The organism is Cognaticolwellia aestuarii, from assembly GCF_002000025.1.
Taxonomy (GTDB): Bacteria; Pseudomonadota; Gammaproteobacteria; order Enterobacterales; family Alteromonadaceae; genus Cognaticolwellia; species Cognaticolwellia aestuarii.
The window spans coordinates 126,541-149,474 of record NZ_MUZV01000003.1 but is presented as its reverse complement, the minus strand read 5'-3'; the positions used below and the strand labels follow the sequence as shown (position 1 = coordinate 149,474).

General features: G+C 39.2%; 22 protein-coding genes. 9 read left to right on the top strand and 13 right to left on the bottom strand.

Annotated elements, in window-relative coordinates:
- Positions 1-154 precede the first annotated feature (154 nt).
- Entirely contained in the window at positions 155-799 is a 645-nt protein-coding gene (adk, locus tag B0169_RS05810) for an adenylate kinase (RefSeq protein ID WP_077285024.1), read from the top strand.
- Positions 800-879: 80 nt separating this feature from the next.
- Here adk and nrdD read toward each other — a convergent pair whose 3' ends face one another.
- A complete protein-coding gene (gene nrdD / locus B0169_RS05805; protein ID WP_235838486.1) occupies positions 880-2,661 on the bottom strand; it encodes an anaerobic ribonucleoside-triphosphate reductase in 1,782 nt (593 codons plus the stop codon).
- Complete coding sequence (gene nrdG / locus B0169_RS05800) at positions 2,648-3,145, bottom strand: anaerobic ribonucleoside-triphosphate reductase activating protein (protein ID WP_077285240.1); 498 nt, start codon at positions 3,143-3,145, stop codon at positions 2,648-2,650. Before nrdG ends, nrdD begins: the two co-directional genes overlap by 14 nt.
- Before the next feature lie 388 nt (positions 3,146-3,533).
- On the opposite strand from nrdG, the gene B0169_RS05795 reads away from it, so the two are divergent.
- The gene (locus B0169_RS05795; protein WP_077285022.1) at positions 3,534-3,929 is read left to right on the top strand and encodes an MAPEG family protein; all 396 of its coding nucleotides are present in this window, start codon (positions 3,534-3,536) and stop codon (positions 3,927-3,929) included.
- 90 nt (positions 3,930-4,019) lie between these two features.
- Here B0169_RS05795 and B0169_RS05790 read toward each other — a convergent pair whose 3' ends face one another.
- The 11 genes from B0169_RS05790 to hisG form a co-directional block, all read right to left on the bottom strand.
- On the bottom strand, positions 4,020-4,469 hold the full coding sequence (locus B0169_RS05790; RefSeq protein ID WP_077285239.1) for a GNAT family N-acetyltransferase: 450 nt from the start codon (positions 4,467-4,469) through the stop codon (positions 4,020-4,022).
- A 164-nt stretch (positions 4,470-4,633) separates the two neighbouring features.
- Positions 4,634-6,940 carry a bifunctional diguanylate cyclase/phosphodiesterase gene (locus B0169_RS05785; protein ID WP_202971808.1) on the bottom strand — a complete coding sequence of 769 codons (2,307 nt, stop codon included), beginning with the start codon at positions 6,938-6,940 and terminating at the stop codon, positions 4,634-4,636.
- Positions 6,941-7,093: 153 nt separating this feature from the next.
- Positions 7,094-7,405: a DUF6559 family protein gene (locus tag B0169_RS05780; RefSeq protein ID WP_077285021.1), complete on the bottom strand. Its 312-nt coding sequence runs from the start codon at positions 7,403-7,405 to the stop codon at positions 7,094-7,096.
- A gap of 272 nt (positions 7,406-7,677) precedes the next feature.
- Entirely contained in the window at positions 7,678-8,301 is a 624-nt protein-coding gene (gene hisIE / locus B0169_RS05775; protein ID WP_077285020.1) for a bifunctional phosphoribosyl-AMP cyclohydrolase/phosphoribosyl-ATP diphosphatase HisIE, read from the bottom strand.
- A complete protein-coding gene (hisF, locus tag B0169_RS05770) occupies positions 8,295-9,083 on the bottom strand; it encodes an imidazole glycerol phosphate synthase subunit HisF (RefSeq protein WP_077285019.1) in 789 nt (262 codons plus the stop codon). Before hisF ends, hisIE begins: the two co-directional genes overlap by 7 nt.
- A 100-nt stretch (positions 9,084-9,183) precedes the next feature.
- On the bottom strand, positions 9,184-9,921 hold the full coding sequence (hisA, locus tag B0169_RS05765) for a 1-(5-phosphoribosyl)-5-[(5-phosphoribosylamino)methylideneamino]imidazole-4-carboxamide isomerase (RefSeq protein ID WP_077285018.1): 738 nt from the start codon (positions 9,919-9,921) through the stop codon (positions 9,184-9,186).
- A 3-nt stretch (positions 9,922-9,924) separates the two neighbouring features.
- The gene (gene hisH / locus B0169_RS05760; protein WP_077285017.1) at positions 9,925-10,545 is read right to left on the bottom strand and encodes an imidazole glycerol phosphate synthase subunit HisH; all 621 of its coding nucleotides are present in this window, start codon (positions 10,543-10,545) and stop codon (positions 9,925-9,927) included.
- 1 nt (position 10,546) lies between these two features.
- Positions 10,547-11,617: a bifunctional histidinol-phosphatase/imidazoleglycerol-phosphate dehydratase HisB gene (hisB, locus tag B0169_RS05755; protein ID WP_077285016.1), complete on the bottom strand. Its 1,071-nt coding sequence runs from the start codon at positions 11,615-11,617 to the stop codon at positions 10,547-10,549.
- Between the two features lie 22 nt (positions 11,618-11,639).
- Positions 11,640-12,770: a histidinol-phosphate transaminase gene (gene hisC / locus B0169_RS05750; protein ID WP_235838485.1), complete on the bottom strand. Its 1,131-nt coding sequence runs from the start codon at positions 12,768-12,770 to the stop codon at positions 11,640-11,642.
- On the bottom strand, positions 12,771-14,114 hold the full coding sequence (gene hisD, locus B0169_RS05745; protein WP_077285015.1) for a histidinol dehydrogenase: 1,344 nt from the start codon (positions 14,112-14,114) through the stop codon (positions 12,771-12,773).
- 88 nt (positions 14,115-14,202) lie between these two features.
- Positions 14,203-15,102, bottom strand: a complete 900-nt coding sequence (gene hisG / locus B0169_RS05740; RefSeq protein WP_077285014.1) for an ATP phosphoribosyltransferase — start codon at positions 15,100-15,102, stop codon at positions 14,203-14,205.
- A 634-nt stretch (positions 15,103-15,736) separates the two neighbouring features.
- Here hisG and B0169_RS05735 point away from each other — a divergent pair.
- The 7 genes from B0169_RS05735 to fadD all read left to right on the top strand — a co-directional run bounded on the left by B0169_RS05735 (position 15,737) and on the right by fadD (position 22,928).
- A complete protein-coding gene (locus B0169_RS05735) occupies positions 15,737-16,078 on the top strand; it encodes a hypothetical protein (RefSeq protein WP_077285013.1) in 342 nt (113 codons plus the stop codon).
- A gap of 198 nt (positions 16,079-16,276) precedes the next feature.
- Positions 16,277-18,220, top strand: coding sequence for an ATP-dependent DNA helicase (locus B0169_RS05730; RefSeq protein ID WP_077285012.1), 1,944 nt, complete (start codon positions 16,277-16,279; stop codon positions 18,218-18,220).
- 128 nt (positions 18,221-18,348) lie between these two features.
- Entirely contained in the window at positions 18,349-19,038 is a 690-nt protein-coding gene (gene tsaB / locus B0169_RS05725) for a tRNA (adenosine(37)-N6)-threonylcarbamoyltransferase complex dimerization subunit type 1 TsaB (RefSeq protein WP_077285011.1), read from the top strand.
- 83 nt (positions 19,039-19,121) lie between these two features.
- Entirely contained in the window at positions 19,122-19,520 is a 399-nt protein-coding gene (locus B0169_RS05720) for a hypothetical protein (RefSeq protein ID WP_077285010.1), read from the top strand.
- 49 nt (positions 19,521-19,569) lie between these two features.
- Positions 19,570-20,217, top strand: coding sequence for a M50 family metallopeptidase (locus tag B0169_RS05715; protein ID WP_077285236.1), 648 nt, complete (start codon positions 19,570-19,572; stop codon positions 20,215-20,217).
- A 34-nt stretch (positions 20,218-20,251) separates the two neighbouring features.
- Entirely contained in the window at positions 20,252-21,115 is an 864-nt protein-coding gene (locus B0169_RS05710) for an alpha/beta fold hydrolase (RefSeq protein WP_077285009.1), read from the top strand.
- Between the two features lie 157 nt (positions 21,116-21,272).
- Positions 21,273-22,928, top strand: coding sequence for a long-chain-fatty-acid--CoA ligase FadD (fadD, locus tag B0169_RS05705; protein ID WP_077285008.1), 1,656 nt, complete (start codon positions 21,273-21,275; stop codon positions 22,926-22,928).
- The last annotated feature ends 6 nt before the right edge of the window (positions 22,929-22,934 follow it).

Genomic DNA, 22,934 nt, shown 5'->3' with positions numbered 1-22,934 from the left:
GTCATATTGAGCTTAGACTTTAGTCAAAAAAAGGAGCTTTTTAGCTCCTTTTTTGTTTTTTTGCATAGCTTGCTACTTGTTTGAAACCCTTTGAATATGTATAGTGTTTGCACTTTCGCAAAACCATTTCATTAATTAAATAGGGTTATACTAAATGCGCATTATTTTATTAGGTGCACCAGGTGCCGGTAAGGGTACTCAAGCACAATTCTTAATGGCTAAATTTGGCATTCCACAAATATCTACCGGTGATATGCTTCGTGCTGCAATTAAAGCAGGTACTGAACTTGGCAAAAAAGCCAAAGAAGTTATGGACGCAGGTCAACTCGTTTCTGATGAATTAATTATTGGTTTGGTTAAAGAACGTATCACGCAAGATGACTGTAAAGCGGGCTTTTTACTTGACGGTTTTCCACGTACAATTCCACAAGCTGATGCGATGAAAGAAAACGGCGTTGCTGTTGATTATGTCATCGAGTTTGATGTTCCTGATGAAGTCATTGTTGAACGTATGGCTGGTCGTCGTGTTCATGCTGGTTCAGGTCGCGTTTATCATATTGTTTATAATCCGCCAAAAGTGGCAGGTAAAGATGATGAAACGGGTGATGAATTATTGGTTCGCCCAGATGATGAAGAAGCGACAGTTCGCAAACGTTTAGGTATATATCACGAGCAAACAAAGCCATTAGTTGATTACTACCAAGCTCAAGCAAAAGCGAATGATTGCGCTTATATCACTATTGATGGCACACAAGCCGTAGAAAAAGTTAACGCACTATTAGATGAGAAGTTATCTTAAGTCGCCTGCTTTTACAAAATATTTAAAAACAGCTCGCATAAGCGAGCTTTTTTTATGCTAAAAATTTGATTGTATATTATCTACGCACGTTTTTTATGGTAATGACGTAAAGCATGTTCTTTTTGTCGGCCTTGGCTAAATGCCGTAATGCGTTTTAAATAGCCGATAATGCGTGTACCGTAGTCAATATTTTCACTGCCGCAAACGTGACAACGCATTAAAGTACGTTTATCTATTTTTTCACAGTCATTACAAATGGTAATTTTTACGTTAACGCAAAAGTAATTACAGCCCGTTGCCGCCGCAACATTGAATAGCTTTAGATAGGCTTCAGTTGACAATGATTCATCAAGGTTTAAATGCAACGCTGACCCACCATCTAAGTATTGGGTGATTTCTTTACCATGAAGAACAAACTTATCTAGGTGGTTGGTGTTATTATCTTCCACTAAATAAAAATATGAATTATAGCAATCACGATTAACTTGATAGCCATCCTTGCTGTCCCATTTAGCATTTTTTACCCCTAAGTTTTCTGCCGGCACAAACTCGGTATTGAACATATAGCCATAACATTCTTTAGCTACTTGATTAGCATGATAAATTACTTGTAGCTTATTACTGACGAAGTCTTTATAGGCTTGATTATTAGTGGGTGAGATATTACAAAACTCCGCAGCTTCAGCCATGCCATTAATGCCAATGGTAAGAAACTGTTTATCGAGAGAAATAAAGCCGGCATCGTAAACCGACAAAGCCCCTTTAATTTGGTAATCCTCCATTAACTTGCGGTAGGCAACTTGGTATTTTTGAATTTTTTCTATTTCGCATAATAAATCTCGTCCATCTTGTACTAATCTGTTCATGTTTAAGGTGATCACATTAATTGAGCCTGTTGCCACGCCACCCGCGCCCAAGGTATAAGAAAAAGTATTATCTGAGATTTCATTACGCAAACGACAACATGAAGCAAGTGAGTCGGCGCTGTCAGATAAATAAATGAAAAATGAGTTTCCTTGTGCTTTTTGCTCAGCTAATTGTCGAGCAAAAGTGTCATCTTTGCAGCGGCCATTCTCCGTTAGCATAGCGGCAGTAACTACAGGAAAAGTTAATACGGCTTTCTCACGTTCTTTATTTAACCATTGCAGGAAAAACTGCTGTAACTGTTCAACGGTTTGCCAGTTAGGTTTGGAAAAGTCAGGAAAAACAAAATTTTCGAACATAGCGGCAAAGTAGTGTTGATCAAACAAGGAAATATTCCAAAAGACACTTTGGTATCCACGTGCTGCAGCGGGTTGGTTGATCGCGTAAACCACATGCTGTAGGTGATTTTCAATCGCTTTTTTATGGCTAGTTAAGTAGTTATCACCGTATTCAAGTCGCGCAAAATAGTCAAAGTAGGTAATAAACTCGACGGTGGCAACGGCACCAGCAAACTGTGCAGATATAGCAAAGATTAAATTAACAAAAGCACCGCAGAAGGATTCTAGATGCTTTGGTGCTTTTGATTCGCCACCTAACCGAGTTAAGCCGTCAAGTAAAAATGGGTACATGCTGATCGAGGTACAATAAGGCTTTAAGCTAGTCTCATCATGGACATAAATTTCATGTGCGGCAATTTGGCGTATATACTCAGTGGCAAGTTCGTCGCCAAAAGTTTCGCGTATTTTTTCTTGTACCAGAGCGCGATTTATTTGTACAAAGCAGTCTTTTAATAGTTCAGCTTCTAGGGTAGCAATATTTTTTTGCTCAACATTGGCGTTGGCGTCAATTTTTGAACCGTCAGCGGCATTTTGTGCGAGAAAATAGTCGTTGATAAACTTCTTTTTATGGTTAATTTGGCTTTCACTAAGCTGCAACATGGTTAACTCCTTTTGATAAGTGATGATGATTATTTTTAATAAATAAGTGATTGAGTTTTTCGCCGGTTTGTACATTTCGAAAAACTTGATTGCTATCAATGCTGTCTAAACCACCAAGCGTTGATTGCCACGGGCCTGTTTTTAAAAAATTTAGATGTTCACAAATACTGATATCAATGTGCTTTTCTCCTGAGTAAAGACAGGTTTTTAAACCCCAACTTTTCGCGATACGTAACTTTTCAATTAAAGCTTTGGCCTGCCATTCGCCACCAAAAAATAGTACACAACTGATTAAGTTTTGATATTTAGTTAGCCAATTGCGAAAGCTTGTATTTGATAAGTGATTGCCGTGGTTTGCATGCCATAACTCGGTACTATGGCAGCCAGTGCAAGCAACTTTACAACCCGTAATACTAAAACAAAGGCTAATTTCATTAGGTACTTCCTGAAATACAATCGAAGGAGGTAGACAGTTAAATTTCATATTTAAACCCATATGTGGATATGTTTTTGTTGTTGAGCACAATATATAGTGCTTTATTGGTTTTTGCTGTTGATCGGGATCAAGTATTTGTTGAAGTAAAGCTATATGTAGTGGTTTATTTTAAAGTTTGTCTATATATGGGGGTTTATTGCTCGATTGGGCCATTCATTTGGTGATGGAGGTAAGGGGTTGTTACGCTTAGCTGTGACTTATTTGAGTTTTACCCGTGAGTTTTATGATGGCATGCACAATAAAGCTAGCTATTTAAAATGATACTGACCTTTATAACCTCATTCTTTACTTAAATGGCGCTATGAATCGTTTACCTTACTCGGTATGATTTCTCCAGATAATGATTCACTAATAATAAAAAGTATAAGGAAAAAAAATGGCAGCACTATCGTTAACAGGCTTCTACGCGAGTTTACTCGGTATTTTATATATTGGCTTAGCCTTTAACATTATTCGCTTACGTAGGAAGTTTAAAGTGGGTATAGGCTCGGGAGATAATAAATTTTTAGCTAAGGCGATTCGTATTCACGGTAACTTTGCTGAATATATTCCATTAGCGTTAATTTTATTGGCGGTTTATGAGTTAAATGGCGCCTCGGTGATAGTGTTACATGCCTTGGGTGCTACTTTGGTTGTTGGCCGTGCCTTACATGCGATTGGTTTAACAAAAAGTATTGGAATTTCAATTCAACGACAAGTTGGTATGGTGTCGACATTTTTAGTTATTTTGATTTTAGCTATCGAAAATATTCGTGGTTTTGTTGTAGCTTAAAGACGAAAAGCTTTACCGTGACGAGTCTTTGCCTGGGTTCTAAAAATTTTTTGACCTAGGCATGCTCTGTTTTACAACCTATCGGGTGTATTACTGCTGCAACATACTGATGTGAGGAATACCATCTTCTAAGTAGCGTTCGCTTGCTCTAATAAAGCCATGTTGGTTATAGTATTTCTCTAAATGTTCTTGCGCGGAAATTTTTATAGTATCTTCTGGAAAGTGCTGTAAGCATTGAGTTAAAGCAACTTGCATTAATTGGTGTCCGAGTCCTTTACCACGGGCGCTTGGCGCAATCACAACGCGACCAATACTGATGTTGTCGGGGTAAGTTAAGCCCTTGGGTAGTATGCGTAAATATGCGGTCATAATGCTATTTTGGTAGCAAAATAAATGTTGAGTTTCGGGATGGCGATCGTGCTCATCTAGATCAGGGTAATAGCAGGTTTGTTCAACCACAAAGATATCAATGCGTAATTTTAGTAAATCGTAAAGTTCATTGGTTGAAAGTTGGGAAAACTTTTTGTTTTCCCAGTTTATATCATTTTTTATCAAGGGCTTATTCCATTCTATTTCTAATTTTTAATAATTGTTGATGTGCAGTACTCGTCACTTTATTTCAGAGCAATCACAGCTTCGCATTTGCCATAAGCGCTTACAATGATTTATTTATTCTGAAAAATGTCGCAAGAGAGTAAGCGATATTAAATATTTTGATTAATCAGTAATTGCTCAAAATCCGCCGTTGATAGCGGCCTTGCTAATAAATAACCTTGCCCTAAGCGACAGCCGGCCTCTATTAAAATTTCTCTTTGCTGTTCAGTTTCTATACCTTCGGCGATAACTTTGATATTGAGTTTATTAGCCATAACGATGATTGCTTCACAAAGCGCGACATCTTTATTGTCTACAGACATGTTTTGAACAAAGCTTTTATCAATCTTTAAATAGTCAATTGAGAAATTTTTCAGGTAAGAAAAAGAGCAATAGCCCGTGCCAAAGTCGTCAATAGACACAGTTAACCCTTGCCGACGAATATTATCCAGTGCTCGCACTACTTCTGCTTGATTTTCCATCAATAAGTTTTCTGTTATTTCAATTGATATCGCTTCAGGAGGTATATTTTGTTGCAATAATGACTTCGCCCAAGCAATAATTTGTTGGCCTTTATTTCGGTATTGCACTGGTGATGTGTTAATGCTGATCATTAGGTTGTGACAGTGGCTGTTTCGCCATTTTTGTACTTGTTGTGATACTTCATTAAATACCCACTCACTAATTTCTACAATAAGTCCAGTTTCTTCTGCAACAGAAATAAAGTCTAAGGGTGAAATTAAGCCTTTTTCAGGGTGCTGCCAACGAATAAGTGCTTCTGCTTTAGCGATACGGTTATTTGTTAGGTCAACAATGGGCTGATAAACCAAATGAAATTGTTGCTCGGTGAGGGCAATTCGTAGATCTTGAATGATCTCCATGCGCTTGAGAAAGTTGATATGCATATTTTCGGTAAAGTAATGAATACTGTTACGTCCGCGGGCTTTTGCGCCATACATAGCTTGGTCTGCGTTTCTTAGCAGCGCGTCTATCGACAGGGCATCGTTTGGATAAAGCGCAATGCCTATACTTGCAGTGCAATAAACGCTTTTTTGTTCAATAGTGTAAGGCTGCGCAAGCGTATTTAATAACTTTTGGCCAATGTTATCAATATCGCTGTCTGTACTAGTACCGACCAGTACGATAATAAACTCATCGCCGCCTAATCGTGCAACAATGTCATTTTTTCTTAGGCATTGTTTGATACGCTTTGCGGTATCAATAAGTAAAATGTCGCCAGCATTATGACCTAAAGAGTCATTCACATCTTTAAAGTTATCAAGGTCTAACATAATAATAGCGAGTTGCTCTTGATTACGTTTGGCATTGTCGACAGCTGTGGTTAGATGTTCATGTAATAAGTTACGATTGGGTAAGTTAGTTAAACTATCAAAATTAGCTTGTTGCCAAATTATTTTGTTGGCTTTTTCACGCTCAATTGCAATACGTGCTAAATTAGCAAATTGTTCGATGAGTTTAAAATCAAGTTCTTTGGGGGCCGATATTTTATTATGATAAATCGCAAAGGTACCCAGAACATTCCCTTGGTTATCGATAATCGGCTCTGACCAACAGGCAGCAAGTTGCGCTTTTTTTGCTAATGCAGTCCACGCGGCCCAATAAGGGTGGGTTGCTATATCGCTGACAATAACTCTTTTTCTTGTGTATGCTGCAGTACCACATGACCCCATACCTTTACCAATTTCTATGCCTTCTACGGCTTCGTTGTAAAAGTCGGGTAAACTCGGAGCAGCACCTAATGTTAAGTGCTTTCCTGCTTTATCGAGTAATAAAATACTACACATAGCGTTAGGGTATTCATGCTCAATACCTTTAATAACAGCAGGTAATACTTTTGATAATTTACTTGAGCGGGCGATTAACTCTAAAATGTTATTACGCACTTTGTTGATTTTGTCTTGTTCTGATAGCTGACGATTTTTAGTTTGCATAAACAGAGAAAGTGCACAGGCAAACATATTGGTTAACACTAGTGCGCCGATAATACGATGTAAGGTAAAGTTATCGAATTGTTGGTAGCTAATAAAGCATGCCAAGGTAATGAATAAACTGTTACATAAAATAGCGGTAACGGGCGAGAGTAAATAAAAAGTGGCAATAACAATTGGGAATACCCAATATAGTAAACTTGCTCCTTCTACCTTTAAAGCGACTAAAACTAGAGCCTGCATAAAAACAGCAAGTACACTGCTGTAAAACTTTGTATTGTTGCTAAACCAAACACCGGAAAAAATAATGCTTGACCCTAATACCGCCAAAAGGTCAATGATAATTGCAGTTGTTTCTTGGCTTTGAATACTACCAATAAGAAATGGAAGTATCACTAATATGGCTAAAGCGGTTACTGTTAAAAGTATTTTGTCTTCTACTGGGCGGTGCTTTAATTTAACCGTCATACTTGATTAACTTCTTATCAATGAATAATGGAGGCGATATAGCATGGGCTAGCGTGCTTATTATTATCCTAGCACAAGAAATAAAAGATTCGTATTTTATAGCCCATTTAAAAACTATCGAAACAATATTAAACACGTCAGGTTAATTGCTATTTAGTCATTAATAACAAGGGCATGTAGCTCTTTCAAGTGCATGTTACTTTGCTTTCGAGCAAGATATTGACAGATTTCCTGTTTATATTGCGCCATATTAAGTTCTGGAAACTCGAGATATATGACATTTTTTAAGCTGTTTTTTTCAAGAAATAGTAAGTAGGCTAGCGGTAAATATTTGGGGTTAAAATCATGTTGATAAATAGTGGCTCGCACTTGCGAGGCGCTATAATATTTTGCCTTACCATAGCGTTTTTCAAGCGCCGGCAGAAGCTTTTTACTGTACTTTTTAAGTGAGTAATATTTAAACATATGCTAATCCTTAGCGTTACCTTTTACATCCTAGAATTTAGGCATATATTATAGTTTGTTCAAAATTCATTCGTCAAGTAAAAAAGCCTGTAAGCCTTTTGTACACTGGCTTTTGTGGATTTCATTTTACTTTTTGTAAGCTGCTTTTGTTGTACTGGATTTTGATAGGTTATTGATTCTTAAAGAGCAGGTAGTCAGTAAGTTTAATTCGAAGAAAAAAACTATTAATCGAATTAAACTTACTTTAAACAGGGGGATTTAAACTTAATGGCTTATTTTTTTTGGTGCCTTGCTTGTAATACTGCCATTACCTCATTAAGTTCGATATTTTGATCTTGTAGCAATACTAAGGTGTGATAAAACAAATCCGCACATTCGCCTAATAAGTCTTCTTTGGTTTCTGCAACTGCAGCTAATGCTACTTCTACACCTTCTTCACCCACTTTTTGAGCCATTTTCGTGGTGCCACGTGAGAATAAATGAGCAGTATAACTGTCTTCTGGAGCATCATTTTTGCGACTTGCAATCACTTGTTCGAGCTGGCTTAGAAAGTTTTGCTGACTAATGGTTTGCTCCGGAAAACAAGACTCTGTGCCTAAGTGGCAAGTGGGACCTTGTGGACGACAAGCAATAAGCAAACTGTCTTGGTCACAGTCAGTGATTATTTGGCTGACTTTTAAATAGTTGCCACTAGTTTCACCTTTGCACCAAAGTGCTTGTTTGGCACGGCTATAAAAGGTCGCTAGGCCAGAATTTAATGTTTGCTCTAATGCCTCAACATTCATATAACCTTGCATCAACACCGCACCAGTATCTTGGTGCTGTATTATGGCAGGGATCATGCCGGCCATTTTATCCCATGCCAATTGGCTGATATTTTGCTGTGTTATTAGCATAATCTGATCTCCACTTTTTCATTTTGTAAGTGTTGCTTTAATTCATCCATGGCGATAATGCCCTTATGAAACACGCTAGCCGCAAGTGCACCATCAACATCTGCTTGTTGAAAAACATCAACAAAGTGCGATATTTCACCGGCACCGCCAGAGGCAATTAATGGCACATTACATAATTTTCGCACTTGGCTTAGCTGTGCAATATCATAACCTTGCCGGACACCGTCTTGATTCATGCAGTTAAGTACAATTTCTCCTGCACCAAGTTTTTGTACTTCTTGGATCCAATCGAGTGTTCGCCATTTAGTTTTCTGTGTGCGCGATTCATCGCCGGTGAACTGGTAAACTTGATACTCACCTAAACCATTATTGGCGTCTTGATTGAAAAAGCTATCAACGCCAACCACGATACATTGCTGACCAAATATATCGGCTAAACGTGATATTAAACTTGGATCTCTTAATGCTGGAGAGTTGATAGATATTTTATCAGCGCCCATCATTAAAATTTGTTTCGCATCCGCTTCGGTTTTGATACCCCCGGCAACACAAAAAGGTATGTCGATAACTTGTGCTATGCGACTTACCCAGCTTTTATCTACTACACGGTCGTCAGAGCTAGCGGTAATATCATAAAAAACTAATTCGTCGGCACCAGCCTCTGCGTATTTTTGCGCAAGTGGGACGATATCACCAATAATTTCATGGTTACGAAATTGTACGCCTTTAACAACCTTACCGTCGCGAACATCAAGGCAAGGAATTATACGTTTGGCTAACATAGGAAAAACTCCTTCATTTTATAGTCACCCAATTTAGTTGTTGTGACCATAGTGATGACCTTAGTGTTGCAAACATCAAGGCAAGCTGTCATCTCTTTAACTATGCGTCTGGCCAACATGCGATCGCCTCCTCTAAGGTAAATTTACCTTCTAATAATGAGCGGCCAAGAATAACACCGTCTACACCGGTAGGAATTAATGCTTTAATATCATCTAGTGAACCAATACCACCTGAGGCTTGCCATTTAATGCCTGGGTATTGTTGGCAAAGCTCTTGATACATTTCGACATTACTACCACTTAATGTGCCATCTTTACTGATGTCGGTACATAATACGTGGATCAAGCCTGCGGCGATGTAATCATCTAACAAGCTTTCCAAATTAACGCCACTGTCTTTTATCCAACCATGGGTTGGGAGTGTTTTGTTACCTGAAGCATCAATTTTTACATCGAGTGCTAAGACAATATGTTCACCACCAAACTCAGTTAACCATTGTTGCACTAGTGCCGGCTCTTTGATAGCCAATGAGCCTATAACAATACGGTCAGCTCCTAAAGACAGTAACTGTTGTACGTCAGCTTTACATCGAACTCCGCCACCTACTTGAATGGTCATGCTGTCGTGTTTAACGAGGGTTTTAAGTAAGGTTAATTGACGTTTAGTGCTGTCTTTTGCGCCATCTAAATCAACAAAGTGCATCACGGTTGCACCTGCCTTAGCATAAGCATCTTGCCGCTCTTTGGCCGTGTACTGATATTGGGTCTTTTGCTGGTAATCTCCTTGAAATAATCGTACGACTTCGCCGTCAATTAAGTCTATTGCAGGGATCATCATTATTTACATCTCCAAAAAATTCTTAATAATTTTACTGCCAAGGCTACTTGAGCGCTCAGGGTGAAATTGACAACCAATAAAGTTGTCTTTAGCAATTGCAGCAGAAAATTCGCTGCCATACTGACAACGTGCGACAGTATACTCGGACACTGGCGCCGCAAAACTATGGACAAAATAAAAATAGTCTTCAGCGTTAATACCAGCAAAAACTGGGTGGTCGCTGACCTGCGTTAACGTATTCCAACCCATATGTGGCATACGTAAATCTTTTGCGTCAAGCGGGCATATGTCGGTTGGGATCAACGCTAAGCATTGCACTACTTCGTCTGTTTTTGCACCTTCAACAGAAGAGCGCGCCATCAGTTGCATACCTAAACAAAAGCCCAAAACAGGCTGTTTGAGCTGTTGTAAAGTCGCTACTAAGCCTTTAGCTTGTATATTCTCCATTGCATGGCGAGCACTACCTACACCGGGAAGAATGACTTTATCAGCGTTTTTTATGGTGTTGATATCATCGGAAATAGTAATTGCAAAGCCTAAACGCTCGACGGCAAACTTTACCGACGCTAAGTTTGCGCAACCGGTATCAACAATAACAAAGTTAGCTGGCTTGTTTTTGTTCATCTTACAAACATCCCTTAGTGCTCGGTAAATCATCGCCTGATACCGTTATTGCTTGTCGCAAAGCACGGCCAAAGACTTTGAATAAACTTTCAACTTGGTGATGACAATTACCCTCAGTGGTTGAAAGGTGTAAAGTGATGGCCATTGAATCAGCGAGTGAGCGGAAAAAGTGCGAAACCATTTGTGTTGACATTTGTCCGACCATGTTATCGGTAAAGTTGGCATCAAACTCTAGCCAAGGACGCCCAGAAAGGTCAATCGAACATTCGGCGCGACATTCGTCCATTGGTAAAACAAAGCCAAAACGGCCAATACCGCGCTTATCTCCCAAGGCTTGCTTAAGTGCTTGACCTAAAGCTAAGGCGGTATCTTCAACACTGTGATGTTCATCAATGTGATAATCGCCATCAACCTTAACTTGCATACTAAATCCGCCATGGGCAGCTATTTGCTCTAGCATGTGATCAAAAAAACCTAAGCCTGTTTTGATGCTAATATCACCCACTTTATCTAAGTTAATCGCGACATTAATGTCGGTTTCTTTAGTGGTGCGCGTTACTTGTGAAGTACGTGCTTGAGTCAGTAATTGCTCGGCAATATCGTTCCAATTAAGTGACTGTCTATCGTATTTAAGGCCTTTTATGCCCATATTAGCGGCTAATTGAATGTCGGTTTCACGATCACCTATGACATAAGAATTGGCGAAATTGACTTTACCTTGTTGTAAGTAGTCACTGACTAAACCTAACTTTGGTTTACGGCAGCTACAATTATCAGCCTCAAAGTGAGGACAAAGTAGTACATCATCGAAGTTAATACCTTGCGAGGTAAACATTGCCATCATTTTATCATGCGGCAGGTCAAAATCGCTTTGTGGATAGCTTTGTGTACCCAAACCATCTTGGTTTGACACCATAACTAAACGATAACCCTTTTTTTGTAAGGCGATCAGGACAGGTATCACGTTAGGCTCAAAAACTAACTTTGCTAAACTGTCAACTTGTTTGTCGCTGACAGGTTCTTCAATTAAGGTACCGTCACGGTCAATAAATAAAATGTTTTCTTGGCTCATACTAATTCTCTTCTGCCGCCGTTTAGGCTTTTGTGGTGATAACGTTATTGGTGTTAATTTTTTCGCTAGCAAAGCTATTTTTTATACTTTTCATTAGCAAGTTGAGTTCGTCTTCGCTACCAATACTAATACGCAAACAATCACTTAAATTCAGCTGCTTGGATTGATCGCGAATTAAGATCCCTTGCTTAGCGAGACCATCGAAAATAAAGCTTTTGATGGTCTCATTTTGACAGCGAAATAAAACGAAATTAGCGTCGCTGTTAAATACTTGACTACACCATTCTTGTTGCGCTAACCAGTGAATAAGTTGTACACGTAGTTCGTTGGTTTCTTGCACACGGATATTCATTTGCTCTAGACCTGATGATGCTAATGCTGTGCTAGCAATATCAGCAACTGGTGCTGACACAGGGTAAGGTGCAATCACTTTGCTGAGCATAGCGATAACATCGGTATTAGCAAGTGTAAAGCCACAGCGTAAACCTGCTAAAGCAAAGGCTTTTGATAGTGTTCTTAAAACCACTAAATGTGGATATTTTTTTAACCAGCTTGCCACAGATTGCTCAGGGCTAAATTCAATATAGGCTTCGTCAACTACAACCATGGCTGATTCAGCAAATAACTCAAGGGCAGCTTGGATCTCATCTTGTGATAATAAATTGCCGGTTGGATTACCTGGCGAACATAAAAATACCACTTTTGCCTGACCTACTTGAGCTTTTAACCCCGCTAGGTCGAGTGTTAGATTTTTAGTTAATGGCACTTTGATAATATCAGCACCGTGATTTTCGGCGCTGATGGCATACATGCCATAAGTCGGAGGGCAAATTAACACGCTATCTTGATAGGCTTGGCAAAAAGTTCTAATGATCAACTCTATACCTTCATCGGCGCCGCGAGTAGCCAAGATGTTCTCTGTTGGTAGCTGACAATATTGACTGTAAGCCTTAAGTAAATTTTCAGGTTGAAAGTCAGGATAGCGATTAATGCTATCACTATTAACTTGATAATTTCCAGGGCCTGATGCTTCGTTAGCGTTGAGCCAAATTTTACCTTGCATATCACCACTACTGGCAAATAGTCGACGTGCTGATTGATAAGGCACCATAGCGATTAGCTCTTTACGAGCGAGTTTATTTGCAATACTCATTTATGCCTCCGAGCGTTGTTTTTGCGTGCTATTTTGCTCAGGTGACTCAGCTTCTAAGCGAATAGTCACGGCACGTTTGTGACCGTCTAAACCTTCAGCATCGGTAAGTTCACAAATGCACTGTGCTAAATTATTTAAACCTTCACGGCTAATTTCTTGTACGGTGAAACGTCTAGAAAAATCTGCTAATGACAAGCTGCTAATGACCTTTGAGTACCCATAGGTGGGTAATACATGGTTAGTGCCACTGGCATAGTCACCGGCCGATTCGGGGGTATAAGCGCCAACAAAAATAGAACCCGCATTTCGTAATTCCGCTAATAATTGTTGAGCGTTTTCGGTTTGAATAATTAAATGTTCAGGGCCGTATTCATTTGACACTTCAACAGCTTGAGCTAAGTCTTTAGTTAATATCAAACGGCTTTGTTGTAGTGCTTGTTCAGCTATACTTGCTCTTGAAAGTTCAGCTAATTGGCTCACTAATGCTGTTTGCACTTGTTCAATTAAGCTTGTGCTGTCAGATAACAGTATTACTTGGCTATCAGGGCCGTGCTCCGCTTGTGATAATAAATCAGCGGCAACAAAACTGGCATTTGCTTGGGCATCGGCAATGACCAAAACTTCTGATGGCCCGGCTGGCATATCAATAGCAAAGCCATTTACTTGTTGTGATAGCTGTTTTTTAGCTTCGGTAACATACTTGTTGCCAGGACCGAATATTTTATTAACCGCAGCTATAGTTTCAGTGCCAAATGCTAAAGCGGCACAGGCTTGTGCGCCACCAACACTGTATATTTCATCTATTTGACATAGCGATGCAGCAACTAATATTTCGTCTGCTAGTTGGCCATTTTTATCTGGAGGACAAACTAAAACTTTGCGTGGGCACTGTGCCAATTGTGCCGGCACGCCTAACATTAATACGGTTGAAGGTAGCGGGGCACTGCCTGCTGGAATATATAAACCAACACTCGCGATAGCTTCTGTTTTTAATGTACAAATAACACCAGGCGTTGTTTCTACCCGAATATCTGCACTGATTTGTGCTTGGTGAAAACGCTTGATATTGGCATAAGCACTTTCGATGGCGTTTAATCGAGCAGCGGTTAATCTATTTTTTGCAGCATTAACTTGTGCTGGACTCACACGTAAGGTCGTCAGCTTTACGCCATCAAACTTTTCAGTTAAATCGTATAAAGCTTTATCGCCATTTTTTCTGACATTACTTAAAATGTTTTCTACTTGTTGTGACAACAAGCCACTTTCTGCGATAGCAGGGCGAGATAAGGCAAGTTTACGCTCGGTATCTGACAAGTTTTGCCAATTGATTATTTCGTTTTTCATCATATTCAACTTTTCATAATTTACGCTAGAAAGGAAGTGCGTTGTTTAGCCAATAAATGTAAAACACTTATTGGCTAGGAACGATTATTTATCCCATCATTTTTTCTATTGGCATCACTAAAATAGAGTTACAACCTAAAGCGTTAAGTTGCTCCATGGTTTCCCAGAAGAAAGTCTCAGTGGCAACAACATGCACTGCAACCAGATCATCACGTCCTGCTAAAGGTAAGATAGTTGGCGTTTCTTTACCTGGCATTAGAGCGCTTACTTGCGCTATTTTATCTTTTGGTGCGTGCAGCATGATATATTTGCTTTCTTTTGCTTTCATCACACCTTGAATACGAGGTAATAGTGTATCAAGAATGCTTTGTTTTTCAGGAGCTAAGGTACTAGCTGTTTGAATTAATGATGCTTTTGAACGGAAAATTTCTTCTACTTCAACTAAGCCGTTTGCTTCAAGTGTTGCACCGGTTGAAACTAAGTCACAAATACCATCAGATAATCCAACGCGAGGGGCTACTTCTACAGAGCCTTTTAATAAGCAAAATTCAACGTTAATTCCGTTTTCTTTGGCATAACGATTTAATAATTGCGGGTAGGTTGTGGCAAATCTTAGTCCATTTAGGCTTTCAATACCCTGATAATCAAAACCTTCTGGCATGGCAATTGATAATCGACAGCCACCGAAATTTAAGCCTGAAGTACGAATGTATTGTGATTTCTGCCCCATTAAAGCACGCTCTAATGCTGTTTCTTCTAAGGTATTGTCGCCAACAATACCTAAGTCACAAACACCATCCATCACAAGCCCTGGGATATCGCTACTTCGTACGCGCATAATATCAATCGGCATATTTGTTACATGTGCCAATAGGCGGCGATCTGAAACGTTGAGTTTAAGTCCACAGCGTTTCAATAGTGCTTGTGTGTCGTCGCTTAAACGACCTGATTTTTGCATTGCAATTCTTAAGCGTGGTTCTGTTGTCATGGTCTTTTCCTATTAAATTTTAAATATTTTGTACTGTAAAATCGCGCTTTTATGTGGCTAAAATTGCTGAAAAAATATCATGTATATACAATTTCAAGGTCATAAAAATGCGAAAACCCCCGAGAGAGATGAACTCTTTCGGGGGTTTAGACATTAGTTTTTATTTATCTTACACCGCTGAAAGGTTCATAGCCCCTCAGCGAATAAACCTGAGCAGCTAATTCGTATGATGGTGATGAAGATGAATAGCAATCAGGTTTAAAGTCATGTGTTATTTACTCTTAGTATTTGGTGTAAGTTATTATACGACTACTTTAGTTGCTGAGCCAAGCTAGCGATTTTTTAAAGTAGTTACTTTAATTTGGCTTTTACATTACGTGTATTTTTCAGCTAGAGCAAGTGTTTAATTTTAACTCGATATTATATTTTGAACTAAGCTAGTATTGTTTTGATCTAAGCAGAGGTAATATTAACTAACCTGAACTCTGGATAATGAGTGCTGCTTATCCAGAGTTCAGGTTAACTATTTAAAGTTTGTGCGGCTAATGTCGATAACTATGTTGTAACTGTATTTATAAGTTATTGGATTTTGGCTCACCGTATTATTGATAACCTGATTAAGAGGGAGGCTACAATGGATATTTTTACTACCGCATTGACACGCGTTGCACCTGTGCCGATCAAGCCTGCGGATTTAAAAGTTAAAGCACCAGAAAAAACTTCGCCAACAAATGATGTATCTGATGACATCGAAGGACTTGAAGATCCTGCACTATATTTTAATAAACCTATCAGTAAAAAAGGGCTCAACAAAGAAGAAGAGAGCGACAAAGAGACAAATAAGGACCATAATTTACCTGAAGCCACTAAGGTACCTGAAGATAACACAGGTCAACATATTGATGTCTTTGAAGACAGTGAAAGCTCAACGCTAGAAGAAAAAGATGGTAAACCTCACTTAGATCTTTTTGTCTAAATGCTCTTAGTTATTTGTGTTTGAGGCTATGTTTATTGTGTTTTTATTTTCAGGCAGGTGAATACTGCAAAATTTTGTTTTGGTATTTATAAGGCTTTTATGCGGTTAACTTTTGCTGAAATGAGTCGTATTGTGAAACTCGCATCTTGCGCTCATATCGTTATATAATACGCGCAAATTTATCAATGTTATATCTCAATGAGTGCTGTAGAACATGCATTTTCACATCAAGGTGCTTTAGCGAAAGCGATTAAGGGCTTTTCTCCACGCCAGGCTCAACTTGATATGGCACTTGCAGTGGCTAATGCTATCAAGAAAAAAACTTCGCTTGTTGTTGAGGCAGGTACCGGGACCGGCAAAACCTTTGCCTATTTAATTCCTGCTCTGTTGGCGAATAAAGCCAATGCTGAAAATGACCAAGGTCAGAAAAAAATTATCGTTTCAACCGGAACAAAGAATCTGCAAGAGCAACTATTCCACAAAGATTTACCCTTAATTCGTCAAGCGCTAGCGAGCAATGCACAAATAGCCTTATTAAAAGGCCGTGCAAATTACCTGTGTTTATATCGCTTAGAGCAGTATCAGCAATCACGGGGTCAACTTGATGCACAGACATTAGCCGACTTTGTTAAAGTGCGTACTTGGGCAAATGGTACTCACACGGGTGATATTGGCGAAGTAGTTAATGTAACTGAAGGTTCAGCGGTTTTTCCTTTTGTTACCAGTACGGTTGATAATTGCTTAGCTAAAGATTGCCCTAATATTGATGACTGTTATTTAATAAAAGCACGAGAGAAAGCTATTGATGCAGATTTAGTGGTGGTTAATCATCATTTGTTTTTTGCAGATATGGCGTTAAAAGATACTGGCTTTGGTGAGTTAATTCCCAAAGCTGATGTGATGATATTTGATGAAGCACATCAAATTGCTGATATTGCTAGTGAATATTTTGGAGAGGCTTTCTCTACTCGTCAGTTGTTGGATCTTTGTAGTGATGTTTTGCAGGTATATCGCAGTGAACTCACGGACGTAAAGCAGTTAGGTAAAGCGGCAGAGAAACTATTAAAAACGAGCCAAGAGTTTCGCTTATTATTTAACTACGACCCTGAACGAGGAAATTGGCGTGAAAAGCACAAGCAACAACGATTTTCTCATGCTTTTAAGTTGTTAAAAACGGATTTAGACTTTCTTTATCAAGTGATAAAACTGTGTGTTTCGCGCAATGAAGCCATTGATAATTGTTTTGATAGGGCTGTAAATTTACTAGCACAATACGATGTTATGGCCGATGTTGATGCTATGGGCATGAGTTTTTGGTATGAAACCACATCGCGACATGTAGTGTTGCATAAAACGCCTTTGTCGGTTGCAGAAAAGTTTGGCAATTATGTTAAAGACTCAGGTGCAGGTTGGGTTTTTACTTCAGCAACATTGGCTGTGGACGGTGAATTTAAGCACTTCTCTCGTCATTTAGGTATTGAACACTCAGCCAGTTTATTGCTTGATAGCCCATTTGACTATGCTAAACAATCACAGTTAATTATTCCGCGTTATCTGCCCGCAGCAAATGACAAAAACCGCGCTAAAGCATTGAGCGAACTTGCTATACCATTGATAGAGGCTAGTAAAGGTGCTTGCTTTATGCTTTTTACGAGTTATCGGGTGATGCATCAAGTGGCAGAATTATTAGCTGATAGTATTGATAACCCTTTATTAGTGCAAGGCCAAATGGGCAAACGAAAATTATTAGAAGAGTTTGTAGAGCAAAGCCGAGCCGTATTACTAGCAACAGCAAGCTTTTGGGAAGGTGTTGATGTGCGCGGTGATAAATTAACCTGCGTTATCATTGATAAACTACCGTTTGCTTCACCCGATGATCCTTTGCTGCAAGCGCGTAGTGAAGACGTAAAACGCCAAGGCAAAGACCCATTTATGCAGATCCAATTACCGCAAGCCGTTATCTCGCTCAAGCAAGGGGTAGGGCGCTTAATTCGAGATGTAAATGATAATGGCATATTAGTGATATGTGATGATAGATTGGTCAACCGCCCGTACGGGCAAGTTTTCTTGAAAAGTTTGCCTGATATGAAGCGAAGCCGGAATATTAATCAAGCCGCTGATTTTTTATCACAACTGTCATAAAATATCAGCCAATGGCAAGTTAGTTCAGCAGTAAACTCAGCTTAGGGCTAAAGATTACTCATGCCATTGATAAAATAATGATAAACTTGTGCGATTAACAGCACTCTAATTTTAAAAAGGTTTTTGACGTGAATTTTTTGGCCATTGATGCCTCAACTGAAGCTTGTTCAGTAGCAATTAAATATTTAGATCAACAGTTTAGTGAATACGAACTGTGTCCACAGTCCCATAGTTTACGTTTGTTACCTATGGTTGATAGCGTATTAAAGCAAGCTAACTGCACATTAACTGAGTTAGATGGCATTATCTTTGGTCAAGGGCCAGGTAGTTTTACTGGAGTGCGCATTGGTATAGGTGTAACACAAGGTTTAGCATTTTCAGCGCAGTTAAATGCGCGTGGTGTGTCAACGTTGCAAGCTATGGCTCAACAAGCTTATGATGAAAAAGGCCAAGATAAAGTTATTGCCGCTATTGATGCTCGTATGTCAGAAGTTTATACCTGTTATTTCGAAGTTAATCAGCAGGGTATCATGCAAGCCATGACTGAAGAGGCGGTGTTAAACCCTGAGTTAGTTGCGCAATATTATAGTCATTTATCGCTGCCAGCTTATGGTGTAGGAACTGGCTGGGAAGCATATTCGGTATTGAGTGAGTTAAAGTCAAATGAAGCAGCTCCTGATATCTTATTCCCTTCAGCCGTCGCGATGTTGACGATAGGGCAAGTTGATTTTAGTGAACACAGCGTTGCAGCAGAGCATGCTCAACCGAAATATGTGCGCGATACTGTGTCATGGAAAAAGCTGCCGGGTCGCGAGTAAGATTTATTGATTGTTATCAATTTACCGCCATCAAAATAAAAAATAGTTTTCACCTTGACTAGAAATTTGTTAAATTAGTATTTATGCAAGTTAATAACTCAGCCAATTTTGTTTCCCAGGCACCTATTGCTTTAGGGAATAACTCTTCTGTACAAGCCCAAGAGCAGCGTGCAAGAGTAGCTGCGCGTGAAACGCAGAGCGCTGAAGAAAGTAAAAGTCAAAAGTCACAGCTTGATGCCGACACACGTCAACGTTTTGATATTGATGAGCAAGCTATTGCTTTAATCGAACGTGAACAACCATCGGCTTATGGTGATAGTAATAACAACGCACAACAAAGTAATCAGCAAAACAGCTACAGCAGTGGATATGATGCACCATCAAATCAAAATAAACTCGCTGTAGCCGCTTATCAATCGGTTGATACTCTTGCAGCGCGCGATAACATTGAACAAGTTTTTGGTGTTGATTTATTTGCCTAATTCCTTCGAGCAAAAATCCAGTACAGTTTCTACAAAAAAATCTTTGAGTATGGCTCAAAAGTATCAATTTTGGTTGATGTTTCTTGCAGCATTTATTATTTTGCAACTACCTTTTATATCTATCCCTTTCAAATGGTTAGAGAGTTATTTTCACGAAATTAGCCATGGTTTAACAGCATTAGTAACCGGTGGTAATATTGTACGAATCCAATTATTTCCAAATGGTGCTGGTTTGTGCACTACGCGTGGTGGATCATCCTTCCTTATCAGTTTAATGGGCTATGGAGGAGCTATCCTATGGGGCTGTTTATTCTTTTCTTTAGCATCCATTCACCGCAAGGTAGCACAGTTTTTTTCTCTGCTATTAGTTATTTTACTCGCGGGTAGCATTGTTTTGTGGGTACGGGACTTATTAACCTTATTCATTGTACTGGTTTTACTTGCTTTAGTCTTGGCGCAGTTGAAATACTCTTCTCAAAAACATCTTCAAACGTTATTGAAAATGACCGGGTTATTAGTATTAGCGAATAGCTTAATGAGTCCTTTATATTTACTTGATGGCCAAGCACGGGGCGATGGTGCAGCTTTGGCTGATATTACCTATATTCCAGAAGTAATATGGGTGTTACTGTGGTTTACTGCAGGGCTATTTGCAACTTATCGGCTCAGTAGGATATCGTTTACTAGCAGACATTAAGGAGTAACAACTCCTGACTTAATAAAGGATTTATATGTTTAGAGCTAACGTAATGAAACCCGTTACATATACTGTTAATGGTCAACAGATTTGTGGGATCAGTAATGGTAATGAACAGCAACCGCTGCTTTTATGCTTACATGGCTGGCTAGATAATGCGGCTAGCTTTCAGCCTTTGATGCCTTATTTAAATGACTACCATGTTGTTGCTATCGATTGGCCCGGTCACGGGCTATCAAGCCATCGTGGCCCTGATGCTCATTATCATTTCTTAGATTGGGTTTATGATCTTATTGCTTTGTTTCGTGCTCAGCAATGGCAGGCGATTGATATTATTGCTCACTCTATGGGGGCTATGGTGGCGTCAGCTTTTGCTGCGGCATTCCCTGAACATGTTAGATCATTAACCTTGATTGATGCTATTGGTATTTTAACCTCAGATACAGCGGAAACCACGGTGCAATTGCGCAAAGGGCTTTTGAGTCGCTTAACTCGCCATGTAAAACCTAAAAGTACACATATGACTATCGAGTCAGCTGTTGCCGCAAGGGTATCGGTGTCAGATTTAAAAACAGAACATGCTGCTCTGATTGTAAAACGTGGGATTGAGCAGACAGAAAAAGGCTTTATTTGGCGTTCAGATAGTCGCTTACGTGCAACATCCCCTTACCGATTTACCTTGGCACAAGCTAAGCAGCTTGTTGCTGATGTTACAGCACCAGTACAGCTTATTTATGGCGATAAAGGCATGGAAATGGTTACAACCGGTTTAGCATGCTTTGGACCATTGTATCAAAACTTTCAGCAACATAAATTACTGGGGGGCCACCATGTTCACATGGAGCAGCCCGAGCAGGCAGCGAAATTGATTACTGAGCTTATTAAGCATAAAAAATAAGCAGAGATAGATAAAACGTTAGTCACTTCATCTATAATAAGCAGAGCAATTATCTGTTAAATTTAAACAAGTGTTTAAATTTACTGGATCGACCAGTGAAAATTTGTTAAAACGTATCATTAAAATTAAGCATAAGAATTAAAAGAGGAAAGGCACAGTGGAAAAAATTTGGCTTGAGAAGAGTTATCCTCCCGGCGTTCCATATGAAATTGATCCTGATAAGTACGCTTCAATTGTTGATATGTTTCATAAATATACCAAGATGTATGCTGATCGTTCAGCATTTATCAATATGGGCGCGGAATTAAGCTATCGTGAACTTGCTCAACAAGCCACTGACTTTGCTGCATATTTACAACAAGATCTCGGTTTAGTTAAAGGTGATAAATTTGCCATCATGGTGCCTAATTGTTTGCAGTATCCTATTGCACTCTTTGGCGCTTTGTTAGCAGGTTTAACTGTTGTTAATGTGAATCCGTTATATACACCACGCGAATTAGAACATCAATTAAGAGACTCAAATACTAAAGCGATTTTGATTATTCAAAATTTTGCCAGTATTTTAGAGAAAGTTATTGATAAAACACCTGTTGAAAAAGTTATTCTTACCTCACTTGGTGACCGTTTAGGTACCATTAAAGGTGCAGTGGTTAACAGTGTGGTTAAATACGTTAAGAAAATGGTACCAGCGTTTAATTTAAGTAATGTTGAACACTTTAATAAAGCGTTATCTAAAGGTCATAAGTTAAGCTTTAGCCCTGTTGAACTGTGTGGCGAAGATTTAGCCTTTTTACAATATACTGGTGGTACAACAGGTGTTTCAAAAGGTGCGATGTTAACGCACAGAAATATGGTGGCAAATTTAGAGCAAGCTAAAGCAGCAATTAAACCTCAGCTTGAAGAAGGCAAAGAGTTAGTTGTTACTGCTTTACCGCTTTATCATATCTTTGCTTTAACCGCTAATTGCTTGACGTTTATTACGCTAGGTGGCACCAACTTATTAATCACTAATCCGCGTGATATGCCTGGTTTTGTTAAAGAGTTAAATAAATATGACTTTACCGCTATTACTGGGGTGAATACGCTTTTTAATGGTTTATTAAATACACCAGGTTTTAGTGACCTTGATTTCTCTAATTTAAAACTATCGCTTGGCGGCGGTATGGCGGTTCAACGCCCGGTCGCTGAAAAATGGGAGAGTGTTACGAAATCACGTTTACTTGAAGGGTATGGCTTAACTGAATGTGCGCCGTTAGTAACTTTGTGTCCCTATAATCAACAGCATTATAGTGGCAGTATTGGTTTACCAGCCTCATCTACAGATATTCGTATCGTTAAAGAAGATGGTAGCGACGCTGTAATGGGCGAGGCAGGTGAGATGTGGGTTAAAGGTCCGCAGGTCATGAAAGGTTATTATAAACGTCAAGAAGCAACAGATGAAGTATTAAAAGATGGCTGGTTAGCGACAGGTGATGTTGCTTGTATGGATGAAAATGGCTTCTTTAAAATTGTTGATCGTAAAAAAGACATGATCATTGTTTCAGGCTTCAATGTTTTTCCCAATGAAATAGAAGAGGTTGTTGTTAGTCATGATGGTGTGCTTGAAGCTGCAGCCATAGGCATACCACATGAAGTTTCTGGTGAAGTCGTAAAAATATTTGTTGTTCGCACTGACCCTAATTTGACGGAAGAAGCGTTAATAAAATATTGTCGTGAAAACTTAACCAATTATAAAGTGCCAAAAATTGTTGAATTCCGTGACGATTTGCCAAAAACAAATGTTGGTAAAATACTACGACGTGAATTACGCTAGCGCATT